We start from the raw sequence: 14935 nt of genomic DNA, 5'->3' as shown, positions 1-14935 counted from the left end.
ATCCGAGGGCCTGGCGGCCAGAGCCTGAGGGGCTGTCGTTCGCGTCGACCTTGCGCCGTTGAAGGCCTAGTCGAAGTCGAACATGTCGAATAGCGAGCGTTTCTTTCGATATCCGCCGTGTCCGTATCGGCTGTCATGTCGATAGTCGTCGCGATGCCGGTCGTCGTAGCGGCGCTCGCTGTCGTGGTGCGGGCGCGTACGGTGGTGGTCGCTGGCCGGGTTCTGCTGGTCGTCGCCGCGCGGCCGCGTGTCGGCGCGCGCCGCCGTCGTATCGTCGAGTTGTGCACCAACCTGGGCGACGAGCTTGTCGAGTTCGCCGCGATCGAGCCACACTCCCCGGCAGGTCGGGCAGTAGTCTATTTCGATCGACTGGCGTTCGGTCATCAGCAAATCAGGCGTCTTGCAGACAGGGCATTTCATGATGGGCTCCTTTGCGTTTCATTCGCGCGACTTCGGTTCCGCCGCTGTTCCGCGGCGGTTCCGCGCTGCGATGGGTTCAATCTAACGCGCTGTGCGCCGCGAAAAAATCTGGCTTTGCCGAGGTTTCACTTCGTAATTTCCGCACCCGCGCGGGCGGCTTCCCCGGCGCGGGCCACGCTGCGCGTTTTCGAGCGGCGCGCAAGGATGTTCAGCCCCTCGACGAACGCGGAGAAACCCATCGCCGCGTAGATGTAGCCCTTCGGCACATGGGTGCCGAACCCTTCGGCGATCAGCGCCATACCGATCACGAGCAGGAACGCGAGCGCGAGCATCACGACGGTCGGGTTGCGCTCGATAAAACGCGACAGCGGGCCGGCGGCGAACATCATCGCGATGACGGCGGCGATGACGGCGATAAACATGATCGGTATGTGTTCGGTCATGCCGACCGCGGTGATGATGCTGTCGACCGAAAACACGAGGTCGAGCATCAGGATCTGGCTGATCGCGGCCCACGCGGTCAACGTACCGGCCGCGCTTGCGATGCCGCCGTTCGCGCCGTCATGCGCGACGTGATGGTGCATTTCTCGCGTCGCCTTCCAGAAGAGAAACAGGCCGCCGGCGATCAGGATCAGGTCGCGCCACGAAAAGCCGTGTCCGAACAGGTCGAACGCGGGCTGCGTGAGACGCGCGATCCATGCGACTGTTGCGAGCAGGCCGAGCCGCATGACGAGCGCGAGCAGAATGCCGATGCGCCGCGTCCGTTCGCGTTGCGCTTCGGGCAGCTTGTTGCTCAGAATCGAGATGAAGATCAGGTTGTCGATGCCGAGCACGACTTCCATCACGACGAGCGTGACGAGCGCCGCCCACACGGCGGGGTCGGCGGCTAGAGCGAGCAGGTAGTCCATGGCGGGCGGTTCGTCCGGAAATCGAAATTGATCGGATAAAACAGGCAATCGTGTGATGCGGTAACCCTTATTCTGGGCCGCTTTGCGCTTCGGTGAAATCAGACATAATCGCAGTTCCACATCGGTTTTTCCGAAGCGAGGCTTCCATATGCTGAACTTTCGCCATCTGTATTACTTTTGGGTCGTGGTGAAAGAGGGCGGCTTCGCGCGCGCGGCCGAGCATCTCGACATGGCCGTGCAGACCATCAGCGCGCAGGTGCGCGAGCTCGAGAAGTCGATGGGGCGCCAGTTGCTGAAGCCGGCCGGGCGCGGCGTGACGATGACGGAAGCGGGGCAGGCGGCGTTCGGGCGCGCGGAAGAGATTTTTCATCTCGGCGCGACGCTCGTCGAAGAAGTGCGCGAGGCGGCCCACGAGCCCGCGGCGCGGCTTGCGGTCGGCTTGTCGGACGGTATTTCGAAGCTGGCCGCGCACGCGCTGCTCGCGCCGGTGCTCGATACGCCGTCGCTGCGGCTTTTATGTCATGAGGGCGAGCATGGCCAATTGCTGACGGAACTCGCGCAGCACCGGCTCGATCTCGTGCTGGCATGCCAGCCGGCGCCGCACAACAGCGATCTGCGCGTGTTCAGCGAGCGCGTCGCCGCATCGGCTGTCGACTGGTATGGGCCTGCCGCGCTCGTCAAGAAGTCCGCCAAAGACCACTTTCCCGCTTCGCTCGCCGATCTGCCCGTGCTGCTACCCACCGGGCATGGCGCGCTGCGCGCGCGGCTCGACCGCTGGTTCGAGGCCGAGGACATCCGGCCGAGGGTCGTCGGCGAGTTCGAGGATAGCGCGCTGATGGCCGTGTTCGCGGCGCGCGGGCTCGGGGTGTTTCCGCTGGCGGAACTCGGCGCCGAAGATCTTTCGATGATGCGCGGATTGCGGTGGCTGGGCCGCGCGGACGGCGTCGCGGAAGAGATCCACGCGATCCGCTCGCGGCGCGGCCAGCATCATCCGCTTGCATTGCAGGTGCTGGCCGCGCCGCGCGGATAGGCGGCGCCGTTACCGGATGCCGCGCCGCACGGCGCAGGCGCGTTGTCTGTGCCGTGCGCGCGTGCGGACGAGGCGTTGCCTTGCCGCGTTACATCGCAATTGCCGTGCGATGCGGGCGCCATGCTTCGAGCATCGCGGCGAGCAGCGCGATTTCGCCGTCGGCGAGATAGTCGTCGGCAACGGCGACCGCGAGACACAGGCGCATTACCTTGCGGCGCAACGTCGGGTCGTCGATTTCGGCCATCAGCGTGGTCAGCAGATCGCCGTCGAGGTCGCCGGCCGGGTCGGCCCACGACGCGGGTGCAAGCAGCCGGTCTTCGCACAGCGTCTGCACGATGCCCGGGAACTGACCTGGCGCGAGGCCGAGTTCGCGCGCTACGTTGAGCCGGTCGAGCGCGCGGTCTTCGGAACTGCAGACGTGTCCGTCCGCGGTCAGCGCCAGCGCGACAATCCGGGCGGCGGCTTCGGGGCTGTTACGAGGATAGGTGCGCATGTCACGACTCCTTTTTGCGGATTGGATCCGCAGTGATGGGAGCCCTCAGTTTCGGGGACGCGCGCAGTCGGATAAACCTGCAAACGCGGAAGCCGGAGTTCGGAAAAACCGAAGTTCGATGAATGACGACCAAAGACGAAATGCAAAGGAGATACGCGCGTTATGCGTGTTGCGATAGCGGCGTGTCAGCTTCTTCAGGTAATCTTTAATAGCCTGCAGGCGCGGTGCCGGAGCGAATGCCCGGTGGCATGCAGGCAATCCGAGTGAATAACGACCACCCATGCCCGCTACTCCTGAACATTCGAAACCTGCGCGCAAACCGTCGCGCGCGATGCTGGCCACGATCACATGGCTGGTCGGCATTGCGGTGCTTGTCCTCGGCTTCGGCATGCTCTATTGGTATGTCGCAGTCGAGCGCAACGAACTGCCGTGGGGCGCGTTGCTGCTGATTCCCTGCGTGGCGGTGATTGCGGCGGTGACGTTTCGCAATCATTTCAGCCGGTGACGGCATCAGCATCCGTTTTCCGATGCCGGACCTCGATTGCCATTCAGGCGTTCCGCAATGGAATGCGCTGAACTGCAATTTACCTCGTGCAATCCGGGGATTTGATTCGACGTTTCAAGCTCGATGCAGGCGTCGAGGCCAGTTCATCTGAACCCGGCGGCGAAGCGAGCGGCGCACATCCCGTTTCTTGTGGTTTTGGCTTCTCGCATGGGAAACCGCGGGTTGGCAGGGTGTGCTGGACGGCGTCGAGGCTAAAGCGGGTCGCCGGCGCCCTGCGTCCGCGGGCGGCACCCTGCGGGTCGCCGCCGCCGAGTGGTCGGCGAGAGACTAGGGTTTATACCTATTCCAGCAACTTTCAATTGTTCTGCAAGAGCTTAATCACACGCCTCCTACGGCCTAGACTGCAATCACTGAAACGCAAACGGGTGTTTGCGGAAAATCAAGCCCTGGAGGTAAGGATCATGAAACTCGTTCAATCGCTCGTTGTAGCTGCCGCTCTCGCTATTCCGGCTGCGGCATCTTTCGCTCAAACGAATGACGCGGCCGCACCGGTTAATTCTCAGGTCACGAACGTGAACAATGCGGCGCAAGATTCCGGCGGCGTTGCAGACGGTACGTCGGCGTCGGGAAGCCATCAGCATCTGCATGCGTTCCGTAACGACGTGGAGCGCCTGGGCCACAAAATCCAAGGTTCGATTCGTCCGGATGCAAACGACGGGATGAAGCCGATTTACTTCGGTTCATAAATCGCCGGGGTTGAATGTCGGAGGCCACTGCTGGCGTCATGTACCAGACGTTGGGTATTGCGCGGTGGTCGCAATGCATCGAAGCGCGCAGCTCGATCTGCGCGCTTCTGGTTTTTCTGAACGCCATTCTTTCGCGCCTGCTCAGGCCGTCGGTACGGCCGCCGGGCCCCATGTCGCTTTGGCGGCCGTAGGCCTGGTTGTGGTCGCGTTGTATCGAGGGTCCGGGCGTCGTTCTGCCGCAGTACGCCGCAACGCGCCCGGTGAGTGCCGAACAGTCAGCGCCCGGTTCGAGCCGCCGTGCGATCTTGCAAGGGTTCGCACGATCGCACCGGCGGCTACGCGTCAAGACACTCTCCACGCTCAGCGTACGGTCGCGTTACGCCCCTGGCGATCGAGCTCGTCGAACTGCTCATCAGTCAGTTTCACACTGGCGCCAGCCACGTTTTCGATCAGGTGATGGACGCTGCCGGTGCCCGGGATCGGCAGCATGACTTTGGAGCGCTTGAGCAGCCACGCCACCGCAATCGCACCTGTCGTCACGCCGTGCGCTTCGGCAATATTGCTCACGAGGGAGCCCGGTTTGGCGAGTGCGCCCGCCGCAAGCGGATTCCACGGAATAAAGCCGATATTGTGCTTTTCGCAGTAGTCGAGGATGTCCTCGCTTTTGCGATCGACCAGGTTGTACTGGTTTTGCACGGTTACAACCTTGAAGTGTTTTTGTGCGGCTTCGATGTCGTCCACCGGTACTTCGCTAAGACCGACATGCCGGATCAGGCCTTCGCGCTGCATCGTCGCCACCGCATCGAACTGCTCGTCGCGCGGCACTTTCGGATCGACGCGATGCAGTTGCCAAAGATCGATCCGCTCGACGCCCAGGCGCCTGAGACTCATCAGCACGCACTGCCGCAGATATTCGGGCCGGCCGAGCGGCGCCCAGATATCCGCTCCATGTCGCGTAAATCCTCCTTTGGTGGCGATCAGCAAACCCTTATACGGATGCAGTGCTTCCTTGATAAGGTCTTCGCTGACGTCGGGTCCGTAACTGTCGGCCGTATCGATGAAGTTGATTTCCAGCTGGGGCACGCGTTTGAGCGTCTCGATCGCGGCATCGTGATTGGCGGGCGGGCCCCAGATGCCCGGTCCGGTAATTCGCATCGCGCCGAAACCGAGACGGTTGACGGTAAGGTCGCCGCCGATGGCGAAAGTGCCTGAGGCAGATGCAGCAACTGCGACAGTCTGTGACATGGATGTTCCTTTTGGGAAGTTGAGCCGCGGTAGCGCATGACGAAAGCGTTAATCATCATGAATGCGACAGCCCGCGGCGAGCTCGAATGAGCGCTTTGCTTCGTTGGCAGGTCGGCAAAAGGCTTTGAATTTCGGAGTACGGCACAGCGTCACCGGGGAGCATCTTCGATCGGCCATGCTGCGAAAAGTCTAGTACAAGCACTGTGGTCTTGCCCGGTACGGCCTGAGAGGTGCGCCCCTCAAGCCGCGCCGAAATACGCGGTGTGCTGATGGCCGTTCAGCACGCTGGAAGCATGTCTGATTCCTGGCGTTACGGCCTGGCGGCAACGCGCGGTCGGGTCGCGCCGCTGCGCAGCTCGTCACGGGACTGGCGAAGGATGCGTACCGCGGACGTCACTGCAAGGATGGACATGGCCGCTGCGACGACGAGGTCCGGCCAGACAGTCCCGGTTCCGAATACGCCGAGCGCGGCAAGCAGGACCGCGATGTTGCCCAGTACATCGTTCCGCGTGCAGAGCCAGACGCTGCGCATGTTGCTGTCGCCATCCCTGAACCGGAACAACAGGCCTGCGACCGCGCCGTTGGCCAGCAACGCGCACGCGCCAACAATGCCCATCGTGGGCGCGCTCGGTACCCGGCCGGTGATGAGATGCCAGGCGGCGAGACCCAGCACCCAGATGCCAAACGCCAGCATCGACACCGCCTTGAGGCGGGATGCGTTTGCGCGGATGGTCAGGCTTGATCCGAGCACAAGCAGACTGATCCCGTAGTTGGCTGCATCGCCGAGGAAATCGAGTGAATCCGCGAGCAGGGATGCCGATCCGGCGTGCAGGCCGGTCAGCACCTCGACCACGAACATGGCGAGATTGATCGTCAATGCGGCCCAGAGCAGTCGGCGATAGATTGCCGGCTGACGGCTCGATGGATCGTCGCAATGGTGGCAGCATGTTCCGGGCATGATCGGATTTCCGAAAGTTCTCAGGAACGGGTATCGTGAACCCTGTAGCCACTACAGGGTCAAGCGATGAGTAACACCTATTCGATCGGCAATCTGAGCCAGCTCACGGGCGTCAATGTCGAAACCATCCGCTACTACGAAAAAGTCGATCTGCTGCCGGCCGCCAACCGCGCGAGCAATGGATACCGGCAATATGACGGCAACTCGCTCGAGCGGCTGTCGTTTATCCGTCGTGGCCGGGAGCTCGGTTTCACGATCGACGAGATTCGCGAACTGCTCGCGTTCTCGCATCATCCCGAGCGCCCGTGCGCCGATGCCGACCGTATGACGCGTGCTCACATCGCCGATATTGAAGGCAAGATTCGCGACCTGCAGCGTATGCGGCGCGCGCTCAGGCAGGTAGCGAACTGCGCCGGCCCCACTGCGCGGCACTGCGAACTCCTCAGGGCGCTTGCCCGGCCGGACGAGTCTTCAAAACGTCACACGCGCAATTGAGCGGAAAATTTTTTTGCGATACCCGTTGACCTTCCCATGTGGCAAGGTCCGAAAGTTCATATCGTTGGCTTTCTGGGCTGTGGAACCGGGTTCGCACATCATGCGCCGTATCAGACTGTTCACCGTTGTCGCCGCACTTTGCATGCTGGTCTTCGGCCAGCTGTGGGTGTCGGCCTATGCGTGTGCAGCGCCCGCGGCAACGATGTCGTCGGACGCGGGTGCGATGATGACAGTGGCCGCGGGAAGCCACAGCGACCTGCGCGACGCGCCGGCCGCCGCGGCCTGTCACCTGCATTGCAACGACTTCGCGCAACCCGATCACGCGGATCTGCCGACATTGTCTCCAACGGTCTGGCTGCCCGTGATCTGGGGAAGCTCGTCGATTCTCGCGCTTGCCGGCGAGCCACAACGATGCCCTCATCCCGCGCCGATTCTCGTGTCGGCGCCTCCTCCGCACCGCATCCTGTTCCAGGTGTTCCGAACGTAGCGCCTGCTGCGGCTATACGTGCGACGTCCGTCGCGCATTCCACCCGAAGTCACTGAAGTTTCGTCGACGCCGCATGGTCATGCGAAGCGCGCGTGTGCGCCGCTTCACGGCCCGTCGCGCCGACGCCTGCAGCGCTGTGCGCCGCCTTGCCCGACGCGTGTCTGAACGCGTCGGTCGGCAGGCGCAGCGCGGCTCCGCTTGTTCGACACTCAAGGAAATTCACCATGAAACGCAATTCGCTTCCGATTCGCGCAGTCTTCGCAGCCTTGCTGGTATCCGTATCCGCATCGGTGTTCGCGGCCGTCGACCGGCCTGCCATCGCTGCTTCGCCCGAAGCAACCGTCGCGGCCGCGGCGTCAGGCACCCAGGGCAAGACGCGTGCGCAGGTTCGCGCCGAACTCGTACAGGCTGAAGAGAGCGGTCTCGTTCCGGCGGGAAATACCCGCTATCCCGCGGGCGCCGGCACGATCGCGCGCAACCGCTACAACTTCCAGAGCGCCAGGACGTGGTGGGCCGCGCATGGACAACAGGCGACCTGGGGCGGTTGATGGCATGACGCGTTGATCCTGAACGGCTTGACGCGCAAGTTTTGTGAACCCGCTAGAATGTCGCGACGCTCGACTGCTGCCATGAAATTCATCCGAACGCTCTTCCTGTTATTGCTGTGCGCGATGCTGCCCATCAGTGGGCTGGCAGCGAGCGGCCTGACCGGCGAGTGTCCGATGCAGCAGCAGTCCGCGGCGACGCAGGACGCCGGCAACGCGGCCGATGCCATGCCCGGTTGCGACTCGATGAAGCCGTCGCCAGGCGGCAAGACATCGAAGGCCGGGCTCTGCAAGATGACCGCGCAATGCGGGTTCGGCAGTCTCTACTATTCCGGCGCCCAGGCGAGCGTTGTTCGCCATGCGGCGCCGGCTTCAAGCCGTATCGTCTTCCACTATTCGCAGTCGCTTTCCATCCGCGCGCCGGATGGCCTCTGGCGACCTCCGCGTTCCGTCTGACTCCGACTCTCTGGCACACCGCGCGTGCGCGGTGACGTTTGTCCTCGCTTGAGGACCTGAGCCGTTGCGCCTGCTCGTGCGCGACGTAGGCTCGACCATTCGGGGTTGACATGTTTTTCCCATCTTCGCCGCCGCGCAGCCGGCGCGTCGCGTTGCGTCCGCATTTGCGTCCGAGGTTGCGTCCGCCTTTGCGTCTGATTGCGCTCGCGGCATTCGTCATGTTCGCCGCCCGCGCCGCTTACGCGCAGGGCACCGGCATGACACTCGACGAGGCGCTTCAGGTGGCGCAAGACCGCTCGTCGTCGATCGAGGCCACGCAGGCCGCCGTGCGCGGCGATTCCGCCGTCGTCGTCAAGGCAGGACAGTTGCCGAATCCGACCTTGAAACTGAGCGTCGAAGACCTGCCGATCAACGGACCGCAAGCGTTCACGATCGGCCAGGACGACTTCACGATGCGCGGCATCGGCATCGAACAGGAGTGGGTCTCGCCGTCGAAGCGCCGGCTCCGGACCGCGCTTGCCAGTCGCACAGTCGATCAGGACAGGACGACTTATCTGGAGAAGCTCGCCGAAGTCCGGCAGCAAACCGCGATGGCGTGGCTCAACGCCGTCTACGCAAAGAAAGCCGTCGCGCTGAACCAGGCGCTCGTCGATCACCTGAAGGACGAACTCGCGGCCCGCCAGGCGTCGTACCGCGGCGCGCAGGGCAACGCAACGGACGTCGCGCAGGCGCGCGTGACGCTGGGCAACGCGCGCGACGCGCTGATCGACGCGCAGCAGGACGAAAAGGCCGCGTTGATCGATCTGTCGCGCTGGACCGCGGCGGGCAATGTGCTCGAAGTCGCCGACCGGCCGCCGTCGCTCGACTCGCCGGTATCGGGCATGAGCGCCGAGCAGATCGCGCAGGTGCAGCCCGCGTTGATCGCGGCGCGCGCGGCCATTTCGGTGGCCGATGCGGCGACTGATGTCGCTCGCAGCGACAGAAGTCCCAACTGGACGTGGGGGCTGACTTATTTCAAGCGCGGCGGAAATTTCTCCGATTACGTTTCGTTCGGCGTATCGATTCCGTTGCCGATCAACCGCAAAAACCTCGAAGACCGCGACGTCGAACAGAAGTCGCAAATGGGCACGCAGGCGCGGCTCAATTACGAAGACACCGAACGGCAGGTGATGGCCGGCATTCAGACGCTCGCGACGAAGCTCGCCAGCGGCCGCGAACGGCTCGCCAATCTGCGGCAGACCGTATTGCCCGCCGCCGATCAGAAAGTGCAGCTGGCCAACGCGGCCTACCGGTCCGGCACAGGCTCGCTCGCCGACGCGTTCGACGCGCGCCACATGCAGCTCGAAACGCAGCTCCAGGTGCTCAATCTCGAACGGCAGGTGTCGCTCGTTTGGGCCGGGCTCGAATATCAGGTGCTGCCGCCCGAAGTGATCGCGACTGCGGGCCAATAAGGATCGACATGAACACAACACGACTCGTACAGGCCGTCGCGGGCGTATTCGCGGGCGCGGCCCTGCTGGCAGCGGGGTATGTCGCCGGCACGCATCACGCTTCAGCGCCGGCGCCGATGGCCGCTGCAATGATGGCGTCCACGCCGGGCGACAAGGCCGACTCGCAGAGCGGCCGCAAGGTGCTGTACTGGCACGACCCGATGGTGCCGAACCAGCACTTCGACAAGCCGGGCAAATCGCCGTTTATGGACATGCAGCTGCAGCCCGTCTACGCGGACGAAGGCGGCGGCGGTACCGGCATACGCATCGACGCGGGCTTGCAGCAGGATCTCGGGATCCGCTATGCAACCGTGCATCGGCGCGATACGGCCGAGGGCTTCGATGCAATCGGCACCACGCAGTTCGACGAATCGCAGGCCGACGTCGTGCAATCGCGCGTGAATGGCTATATCGACCATCTGTATGCGAGCGCGCCGATGCAGCGCATCGCGAAGGGCGCGCCGATCGCGTCGCTGTTCGTGCCCGACTGGCTCGCGCCGCAGGAAGAGTATCTGTCGCTCAGGCGAAGCGGCATGGACGACGCGCTGTTGCAGGCGTCGCGTGCGCGCATGCGCGCGATGTCGATTCCCGAGGGCGTGATCGCCGGCCTCGATCGCACGGGCCAGGCGCAGACGCATATCGTGCTGTCGTCGCCCGAAGACGGCGTGGTCACCGAACTGAACGTGCGCGACGGCGCGATGGTGACGCCCGGACAGACGCTCGCGAAAGTCGCGGGTCTATCGAAGCTGTGGCTCGTCGTCGAGATTCCCGAGTCGCTTGCGCTCGACGCGCAGCCGGGCATGCGCGTCGATGCGAGTTTCAGCGCGGATCCGACGCGGCATTTCACGGGCCGCATCCGCGAAATCCTGCCCGGCATCAGCACGACGAGCCGCACGCTGCAGGCGCGGCTCGAGATCGACAACGCGAGCGGCCGGCTCACGCCCGGCATGCTCATGCGCGTGCATGTGAGCAGGGCGAAGCCCGTATCGCGCCTGCTCGTGCCGTCCGAAGCGGTGATCACCACCGGCAAGCGCTCGGTCGTGATCGTCAGAAACGGCGATGGACGCCTGCAGCCTGCGACCGTCACGGTGGGCAACGACGTCGGCAACGAGACCGAGGTATTGGGCGGCCTTAACGACGGCGACACGGTGGTCGCATCGGGCCAGTTCCTGATCGACTCGGAAGCGAGCCTGAAGTCGGTGCTGCCGCGCCTGGAAGGCGCGTCAGCGTCGGGCACGGCGGCGCCGCCCGGCGCATCGGCGCCCGCGGCGGCATCGGCTGCCGCCGCTGCGCCGCCGACCTATGAAACGACCGGCAAGGTCGAGCAGATCACGCCCGCGGGCATGACGTTCTCGCATCAACCGGTGCCGGCGCTCGGCTGGCCGGCGATGACGATGTCGTTCAACAAGCCCGCGCCGAACGCGTTCCCCGAAGTGAAAGTCGGCGAGACCGTGCACTTCGTCTTCACGCAGTCCGACGACGGCTATCAGCTCACGAAGGTCGAACCCGCGGGAGGCGCCCAATGATTGCTCGCGTGATCCGCTGGTCGATCCAGAACCGCTTTCTCGTATTGCTCGCCACGGTACTGGTGGTTGCATGGGGCGTGTATTCGCTGCGCGAGACGCCGCTCGATGCGCTGCCCGATCTGTCCGATACGCAGGTGATCATCAAGGCGTCGTATCCGGGCAAGGCGCCGCAGGTGATCGAAGATCAGGTGACGTATCCGCTCACCACGACGCTGCTCGGCGTGCCGGGCGCGAAGACGATCCGTGCCTATTCGTCGTTCGGCGATGCCTTTGTATATGTGCTGTTCGACGACAGGACCGACCAGTACTGGGCGCGTTCGCGCGTGCTCGAGTATCTGAACCAGGTGCAAAGCCGTCTGCCGCCGGGCGCGACTGTTTCGCTCGGGCCCGACGCCACGGGCGTGGGATGGGTCTACGAGTACGCGCTCGTCGATCGAACCGGCCACCATGATCTCGGGCAACTGCGCGCGCTCAACGACTGGTTTCTGAAGTTCGAGCTGAAGGCCGTGCCGGACGTATCGGAAGTCGCGAGCATCGGCGGCATGGTGCGGCAGTACCAGGTCGTGCTCGATCCCGACAAGCTGCGCGCCTACGGCATCACGGAGCAGCAGGTGGCCGACGCGTTGAAGAAGGCGAACCAGGAGTCGGGCGGCTCGGTGGTCGAACTGGCCGAGTCCGAATACATGGTGCGCTCGTCAGGCTATCTGCATACGCTCGACGACTTCCGCCATGTCGTGCTGCGCACCAACGAGATGGGCACGCCCGTTTTGCTGGGCGACGTTGCGCGCATCCAGATCGGCCCCGAAATGCGCCGCGGCATCGCCGAACTGAACGGGCAGGGCGAAGTGACGGGCGGCGTGATCGTGATGCGCTCCGGCAAGAACGCGTTGACCACGATCGAAGCCGTGAAGGCGAAGCTCGCGGACCTGAAGCGATCGCTGCCGCCCGGCGTCGAAATCGTGACGACGTATGACCGCTCGCAGCTGATCGAACGCGCGGTGGACAATCTCAAGGACAAGCTGATCGAGGAGTTCATCATCGTCGGCCTCGTCTGCGCGGTGTTTCTGTTCCATCTGCGCAGTGCGTTCGTGGCGATCCTGTCGTTGCCGCTCGGCGTGCTCGCCGCATTCATCGTGATGCGCTATCAGGGCGTCAATGCGAACCTGATGTCGCTCGGCGGCATTGCGATCGCGATCGGCGCGATGATCGATGCGGCGATCGTGATGATCGAGAACGCGCACAGGCATCTGGAGGCTTACGAGCAGGCGCATCCCGACGCGCCGATCACGACCGCGCAGCGCTGGGAGGTCGTCGCGACAGCGGCCGCCGAAGTGGGACCCGCGCTGTTCTTCTCATTGCTGATCATCACGCTGTCGTTCATCCCGGTGTTTTCGCTGGAAGGGCAGGAAGGCAAGCTGTTTTCGCCGCTCGCGTTCACCAAGACCTATACGATTGCCGCGGCGGCGGGCCTGTCGGTTACGCTGGTGCCGGTGCTGATGGGGTATCTGATTCGCGGCCGTATTCCGCACGAGTCGAGCAATCCGATCAACCGCGTGCTCGTCAGGCTGTATCGTCCGCTGCTCGAGGCGACGTTGCGGCGGCCGTGGTTTGTGATCGGCCTTGCGGCTATCGCGCTGGCGCTGACCGCCATTCCGCTATCGCGTCTCGGCGGCGAATTCATGCCGCCGCTCGATGAAGGCGATCTGCTGTATATGCCGACTGCGCTGCCGGGCATTTCCGCGCAGAAGGCCTCCGAGCTGCTGCAGCAGACCGACCGGCTGATCAAGACGGTGCCCGAGGTCGAAACGGTGTTCGGCAAGTCGGGGCGCGCCGACACGGCCACGGACCCGGCGCCGCTCGAGATGTTCGAGACGACGATCCAGTTCAAGCCGCGCAGCCAGTGGCGGCCCGGCATGACGCCGGAGAAGCTGGTCGACGAACTGGACCGCACAGTCAAGGTGCCGGGGCTCTCGAACGTCTGGGTGCCGCCGATCCGCAACCGCCTCGACATGCTGTCGACCGGTATCAAGACGCCGGTCGGCGTGAAGGTTTCCGGGGCGGACCTGACGCAGATCGACAAGGTGGCGGCGCAGGTCGAAAGCGCGGTAAAGGATGTGCCGGGCGTGACCTCGGCGCTGGCGGAGCGGCTCAATGGCGGACATTACATCGACGTGGATATCGACCGGCAGGCGGCGGCGCGTTACGGGCTCGCGGTCGGCGATATCCAGGATGTCGTGTCGACCGCCGTCGGCGGCGACAACGTCGGCGAAGTGATCGCGGGCCGCGAGCGCTTCCCGATCAATATCCGTTATCCGCGCGAAGTGCGCGACTCGATCGAGAAGCTGCGCGAGCTGCCGGTCGTCACCGGGCGCGGCGCGCAGATCACGCTCGGCGATGTCGCGCATATCGCGATCGAAGACGGTCCGCCGATGATCCGCAGCGAGAATGCGCGGCTGTCCGGTTACGTGTACATCGATATCCGCAATGTCGATCTGGAAACCGCGGTCAAGGCGATGCAGCAGGCCGTCGCGCAGAAAGTGACGCTGCCGCCCGGCTATTCGATCGAGTGGTCCGGGCAGTTCGAATATCTCGAGCGCGCGGCGGCCAAGCTGCGCACGGTGATTCCGGTCACGCTCGTCGTGATTTTCGTGCTGCTGTTTCTCACGTTCAATTCCGCCGCGGACGCGCTGCTGCTGATGTCGACCGTGCCGTTCGCGCTCGTCGGCGGCTTCTGGCTGATCTGGATGCTCGGCCATGCCGTTTCGGTCGCGACGTCGGTCGGATTCATCGCATTGGCCGGTGTCGCCGCCGAGTTCGGCGTGGTGATGCTGCTCTACCTGAAGGAAGCGCTGAACCGCCGGTTGAAAGCGGGCGAACCGCTGACCGAAACCACCCTCGTCGACGCGATCCGCGAAGGCGCGGTGCTGCGTGTCCGGCCCAAGGCGATGACCGTCGCGGTTGTGCTTGCCGGGCTCATTCCGATCATGGTGGGCCACGGAGCCGGGTCGGAAGTGATGCAGCGAATTGCCGCGCCGATGGTCGGCGGGATGATCACCGCGCCGCTTCTTTCGATGTTCGTGATTCCCGCTGCCTGGCTGTTGCTGCAACGCCGTCGTTTGCCGCGCAGCCGCGAAGTACCGAAGGCTTTTGCAGTCCCGACCGGCACGCGAGTGCCAGCGTCCCCTATCGGCACGTCCGTGCCGTCATCCCACTCTGGAGAAGCACCATGAAGAAGTCGATCATCCTGTCCGCCATGCTGGTTGTTGCCACCGCCGTCAGCGGCGCCGCTTTTGCCGACGACATGTCCGGCATGAAGATGAGCAGCGGCGCCATGAGCCATGCGCCCGCGTCCGGCAACACCGCCATGACCGATGCCGTGGTCAAGCACGTCGACGCGGCGAGCGGCATGGTGACGCTCAAGCACGGCGCGCTCACCAATGTCGGTATGCCGGCCATGACGATGGCCTTCAAGGCGAAAGACGCGGCGATGGCCAGCAGCGTCAAGGAAGGCGATAACGTCAAAGTGCGCGTCGAGAATGTGGACGGGACGCTGACCATTGTGAAGATGGCGAAGCAGTAAGCGCCGCATCGGCGAGGGCACGGCATCGCAGGTGTCCTCGCTGCCGGAGCG

General features: G+C 64.1%; 16 protein-coding genes. 11 read left to right on the top strand and 5 right to left on the bottom strand.

The features are described 5' to 3' along the window. Positions 1-66: 66 nt before the first annotated feature. Both ACYPXD_RS01675 and ACYPXD_RS01670 read right to left on the bottom strand, forming a co-directional pair. Positions 67-420: a TFIIB-type zinc ribbon-containing protein gene (locus tag ACYPXD_RS01675; protein ID WP_459706725.1), complete on the bottom strand. Its 354-nt coding sequence runs from the start codon at positions 418-420 to the stop codon at positions 67-69. A 125-nt stretch (positions 421-545) separates the two neighbouring features. After that, the gene (locus ACYPXD_RS01670; RefSeq protein WP_459706723.1) at positions 546-1328 is read right to left on the bottom strand and encodes a TerC family protein; all 783 of its coding nucleotides are present in this window, start codon (positions 1326-1328) and stop codon (positions 546-548) included. A gap of 148 nt (positions 1329-1476) precedes the next feature. On the opposite strand from ACYPXD_RS01670, the gene ACYPXD_RS01665 reads away from it, so the two are divergent. Then, positions 1477-2358: a LysR family transcriptional regulator gene (locus tag ACYPXD_RS01665; RefSeq protein WP_459706720.1), complete on the top strand. Its 882-nt coding sequence runs from the start codon at positions 1477-1479 to the stop codon at positions 2356-2358. Between the two features lie 88 nt (positions 2359-2446). Here the strand turns inward: ACYPXD_RS01665 and ACYPXD_RS01660 are convergent, their stop codons facing one another. Beyond that, positions 2447-2851, bottom strand: a complete 405-nt coding sequence (locus tag ACYPXD_RS01660) for a TerB family tellurite resistance protein (protein ID WP_459706718.1) — start codon at positions 2849-2851, stop codon at positions 2447-2449. A 280-nt stretch (positions 2852-3131) separates the two neighbouring features. On the opposite strand from ACYPXD_RS01660, the gene ACYPXD_RS01655 reads away from it, so the two are divergent. Continuing rightward, the gene (locus tag ACYPXD_RS01655; RefSeq protein WP_459706714.1) at positions 3132-3356 is read left to right on the top strand and encodes a hypothetical protein; all 225 of its coding nucleotides are present in this window, start codon (positions 3132-3134) and stop codon (positions 3354-3356) included. A 461-nt stretch (positions 3357-3817) separates the two neighbouring features. Next, positions 3818-4102: a hypothetical protein gene (locus tag ACYPXD_RS01650; protein WP_459706712.1), complete on the top strand. Its 285-nt coding sequence runs from the start codon at positions 3818-3820 to the stop codon at positions 4100-4102. Positions 4103-4462: 360 nt separating this feature from the next. Here ACYPXD_RS01650 and ACYPXD_RS01645 read toward each other — a convergent pair whose 3' ends face one another. Then, positions 4463-5347, bottom strand: a complete 885-nt coding sequence (locus tag ACYPXD_RS01645) for an aldo/keto reductase (protein ID WP_459706709.1) — start codon at positions 5345-5347, stop codon at positions 4463-4465. A 310-nt stretch (positions 5348-5657) separates the two neighbouring features. Next, the gene (locus ACYPXD_RS01640) at positions 5658-6305 is read right to left on the bottom strand and encodes a cation transporter (RefSeq protein ID WP_459706707.1); all 648 of its coding nucleotides are present in this window, start codon (positions 6303-6305) and stop codon (positions 5658-5660) included. Between the two features lie 66 nt (positions 6306-6371). Between ACYPXD_RS01640 and ACYPXD_RS01635 the strand changes: the two genes are divergently transcribed. The 8 genes from ACYPXD_RS01635 (at position 6372) to ACYPXD_RS01600 (ending at position 14884) form a co-directional block, all read left to right on the top strand. Continuing rightward, positions 6372-6800 (top strand): MerR family transcriptional regulator, encoded by a 429-nt coding sequence (locus tag ACYPXD_RS01635; RefSeq protein WP_459706704.1) that lies wholly within the window; start codon positions 6372-6374, stop codon positions 6798-6800. A gap of 100 nt (positions 6801-6900) precedes the next feature. Next, complete coding sequence (locus ACYPXD_RS01630; protein ID WP_459706702.1) at positions 6901-7287, top strand: hypothetical protein; 387 nt, start codon at positions 6901-6903, stop codon at positions 7285-7287. Between the two features lie 224 nt (positions 7288-7511). Beyond that, positions 7512-7835: a DUF4148 domain-containing protein gene (locus tag ACYPXD_RS01625; RefSeq protein WP_459706699.1), complete on the top strand. Its 324-nt coding sequence runs from the start codon at positions 7512-7514 to the stop codon at positions 7833-7835. Positions 7836-7916: 81 nt separating this feature from the next. Continuing rightward, entirely contained in the window at positions 7917-8288 is a 372-nt protein-coding gene (locus ACYPXD_RS01620; protein WP_459706697.1) for a hypothetical protein, read from the top strand. 110 nt (positions 8289-8398) lie between these two features. Further along, positions 8399-9739 (top strand): TolC family protein, encoded by a 1341-nt coding sequence (locus ACYPXD_RS01615; protein WP_459706695.1) that lies wholly within the window; start codon positions 8399-8401, stop codon positions 9737-9739. A gap of 8 nt (positions 9740-9747) precedes the next feature. Beyond that, positions 9748-11304 (top strand): efflux RND transporter periplasmic adaptor subunit, encoded by a 1557-nt coding sequence (locus ACYPXD_RS01610; RefSeq protein WP_459706693.1) that lies wholly within the window; start codon positions 9748-9750, stop codon positions 11302-11304. Continuing rightward, entirely contained in the window at positions 11301-14534 is a 3234-nt protein-coding gene (locus ACYPXD_RS01605; RefSeq protein WP_459706691.1) for an efflux RND transporter permease subunit, read from the top strand. Before ACYPXD_RS01610 ends, ACYPXD_RS01605 begins: the two co-directional genes overlap by 4 nt. Then, complete coding sequence (locus ACYPXD_RS01600) at positions 14531-14884, top strand: copper-binding protein (RefSeq protein ID WP_459706688.1); 354 nt, start codon at positions 14531-14533, stop codon at positions 14882-14884. Before ACYPXD_RS01605 ends, ACYPXD_RS01600 begins: the two co-directional genes overlap by 4 nt. Positions 14885-14935: the final 51 nt, after the last annotated feature.

This window comes from Paraburkholderia sp. 2C (assembly GCF_054589215.1).
This window is presented reverse-complemented; position numbering and strand designations above follow the sequence as displayed.

Bases quoted from the DNA above. Each gene is read 5' to 3' on its own strand.
- ACYPXD_RS01675 (WP_459706725.1), bottom strand. From the start codon at position 420: ATGAAATGCCCTGTCTGCAAGACGCCTGATTTGCTGATGACCGAACGC.
- ACYPXD_RS01610 (WP_459706693.1), top strand. From the start codon at position 9,748: ATGAACACAACACGACTCGTACAGGCCGTCGCGGGCGTATTCGCGGGC.
- ACYPXD_RS01600 (WP_459706688.1), top strand. From the start codon at position 14,531: ATGAAGAAGTCGATCATCCTGTCCGCCATGCTGGTTGTTGCCACCGCC.
- ACYPXD_RS01640 (WP_459706707.1), bottom strand. From the start codon at position 6,305: ATGCCCGGAACATGCTGCCACCATTGCGACGATCCATCGAGCCGTCAG.
- ACYPXD_RS01630 (WP_459706702.1), top strand. From the start codon at position 6,901: ATGCGCCGTATCAGACTGTTCACCGTTGTCGCCGCACTTTGCATGCTG.
- ACYPXD_RS01635 (WP_459706704.1), top strand. From the start codon at position 6,372: ATGAGTAACACCTATTCGATCGGCAATCTGAGCCAGCTCACGGGCGTC.
- ACYPXD_RS01605 (WP_459706691.1), top strand. From the start codon at position 11,301: ATGATTGCTCGCGTGATCCGCTGGTCGATCCAGAACCGCTTTCTCGTA.
- ACYPXD_RS01655 (WP_459706714.1), top strand. From the start codon at position 3,132: ATGCCCGCTACTCCTGAACATTCGAAACCTGCGCGCAAACCGTCGCGC.
- ACYPXD_RS01665 (WP_459706720.1), top strand. From the start codon at position 1,477: ATGCTGAACTTTCGCCATCTGTATTACTTTTGGGTCGTGGTGAAAGAG.
- ACYPXD_RS01620 (WP_459706697.1), top strand. From the start codon at position 7,917: ATGAAATTCATCCGAACGCTCTTCCTGTTATTGCTGTGCGCGATGCTG.
- ACYPXD_RS01615 (WP_459706695.1), top strand. From the start codon at position 8,399: ATGTTTTTCCCATCTTCGCCGCCGCGCAGCCGGCGCGTCGCGTTGCGT.
- ACYPXD_RS01670 (WP_459706723.1), bottom strand. From the start codon at position 1,328: ATGGACTACCTGCTCGCTCTAGCCGCCGACCCCGCCGTGTGGGCGGCG.
- ACYPXD_RS01645 (WP_459706709.1), bottom strand. From the start codon at position 5,347: ATGTCACAGACTGTCGCAGTTGCTGCATCTGCCTCAGGCACTTTCGCC.
- ACYPXD_RS01650 (WP_459706712.1), top strand. From the start codon at position 3,818: ATGAAACTCGTTCAATCGCTCGTTGTAGCTGCCGCTCTCGCTATTCCG.
- ACYPXD_RS01660 (WP_459706718.1), bottom strand. From the start codon at position 2,851: ATGCGCACCTATCCTCGTAACAGCCCCGAAGCCGCCGCCCGGATTGTC.
- ACYPXD_RS01625 (WP_459706699.1), top strand. From the start codon at position 7,512: ATGAAACGCAATTCGCTTCCGATTCGCGCAGTCTTCGCAGCCTTGCTG.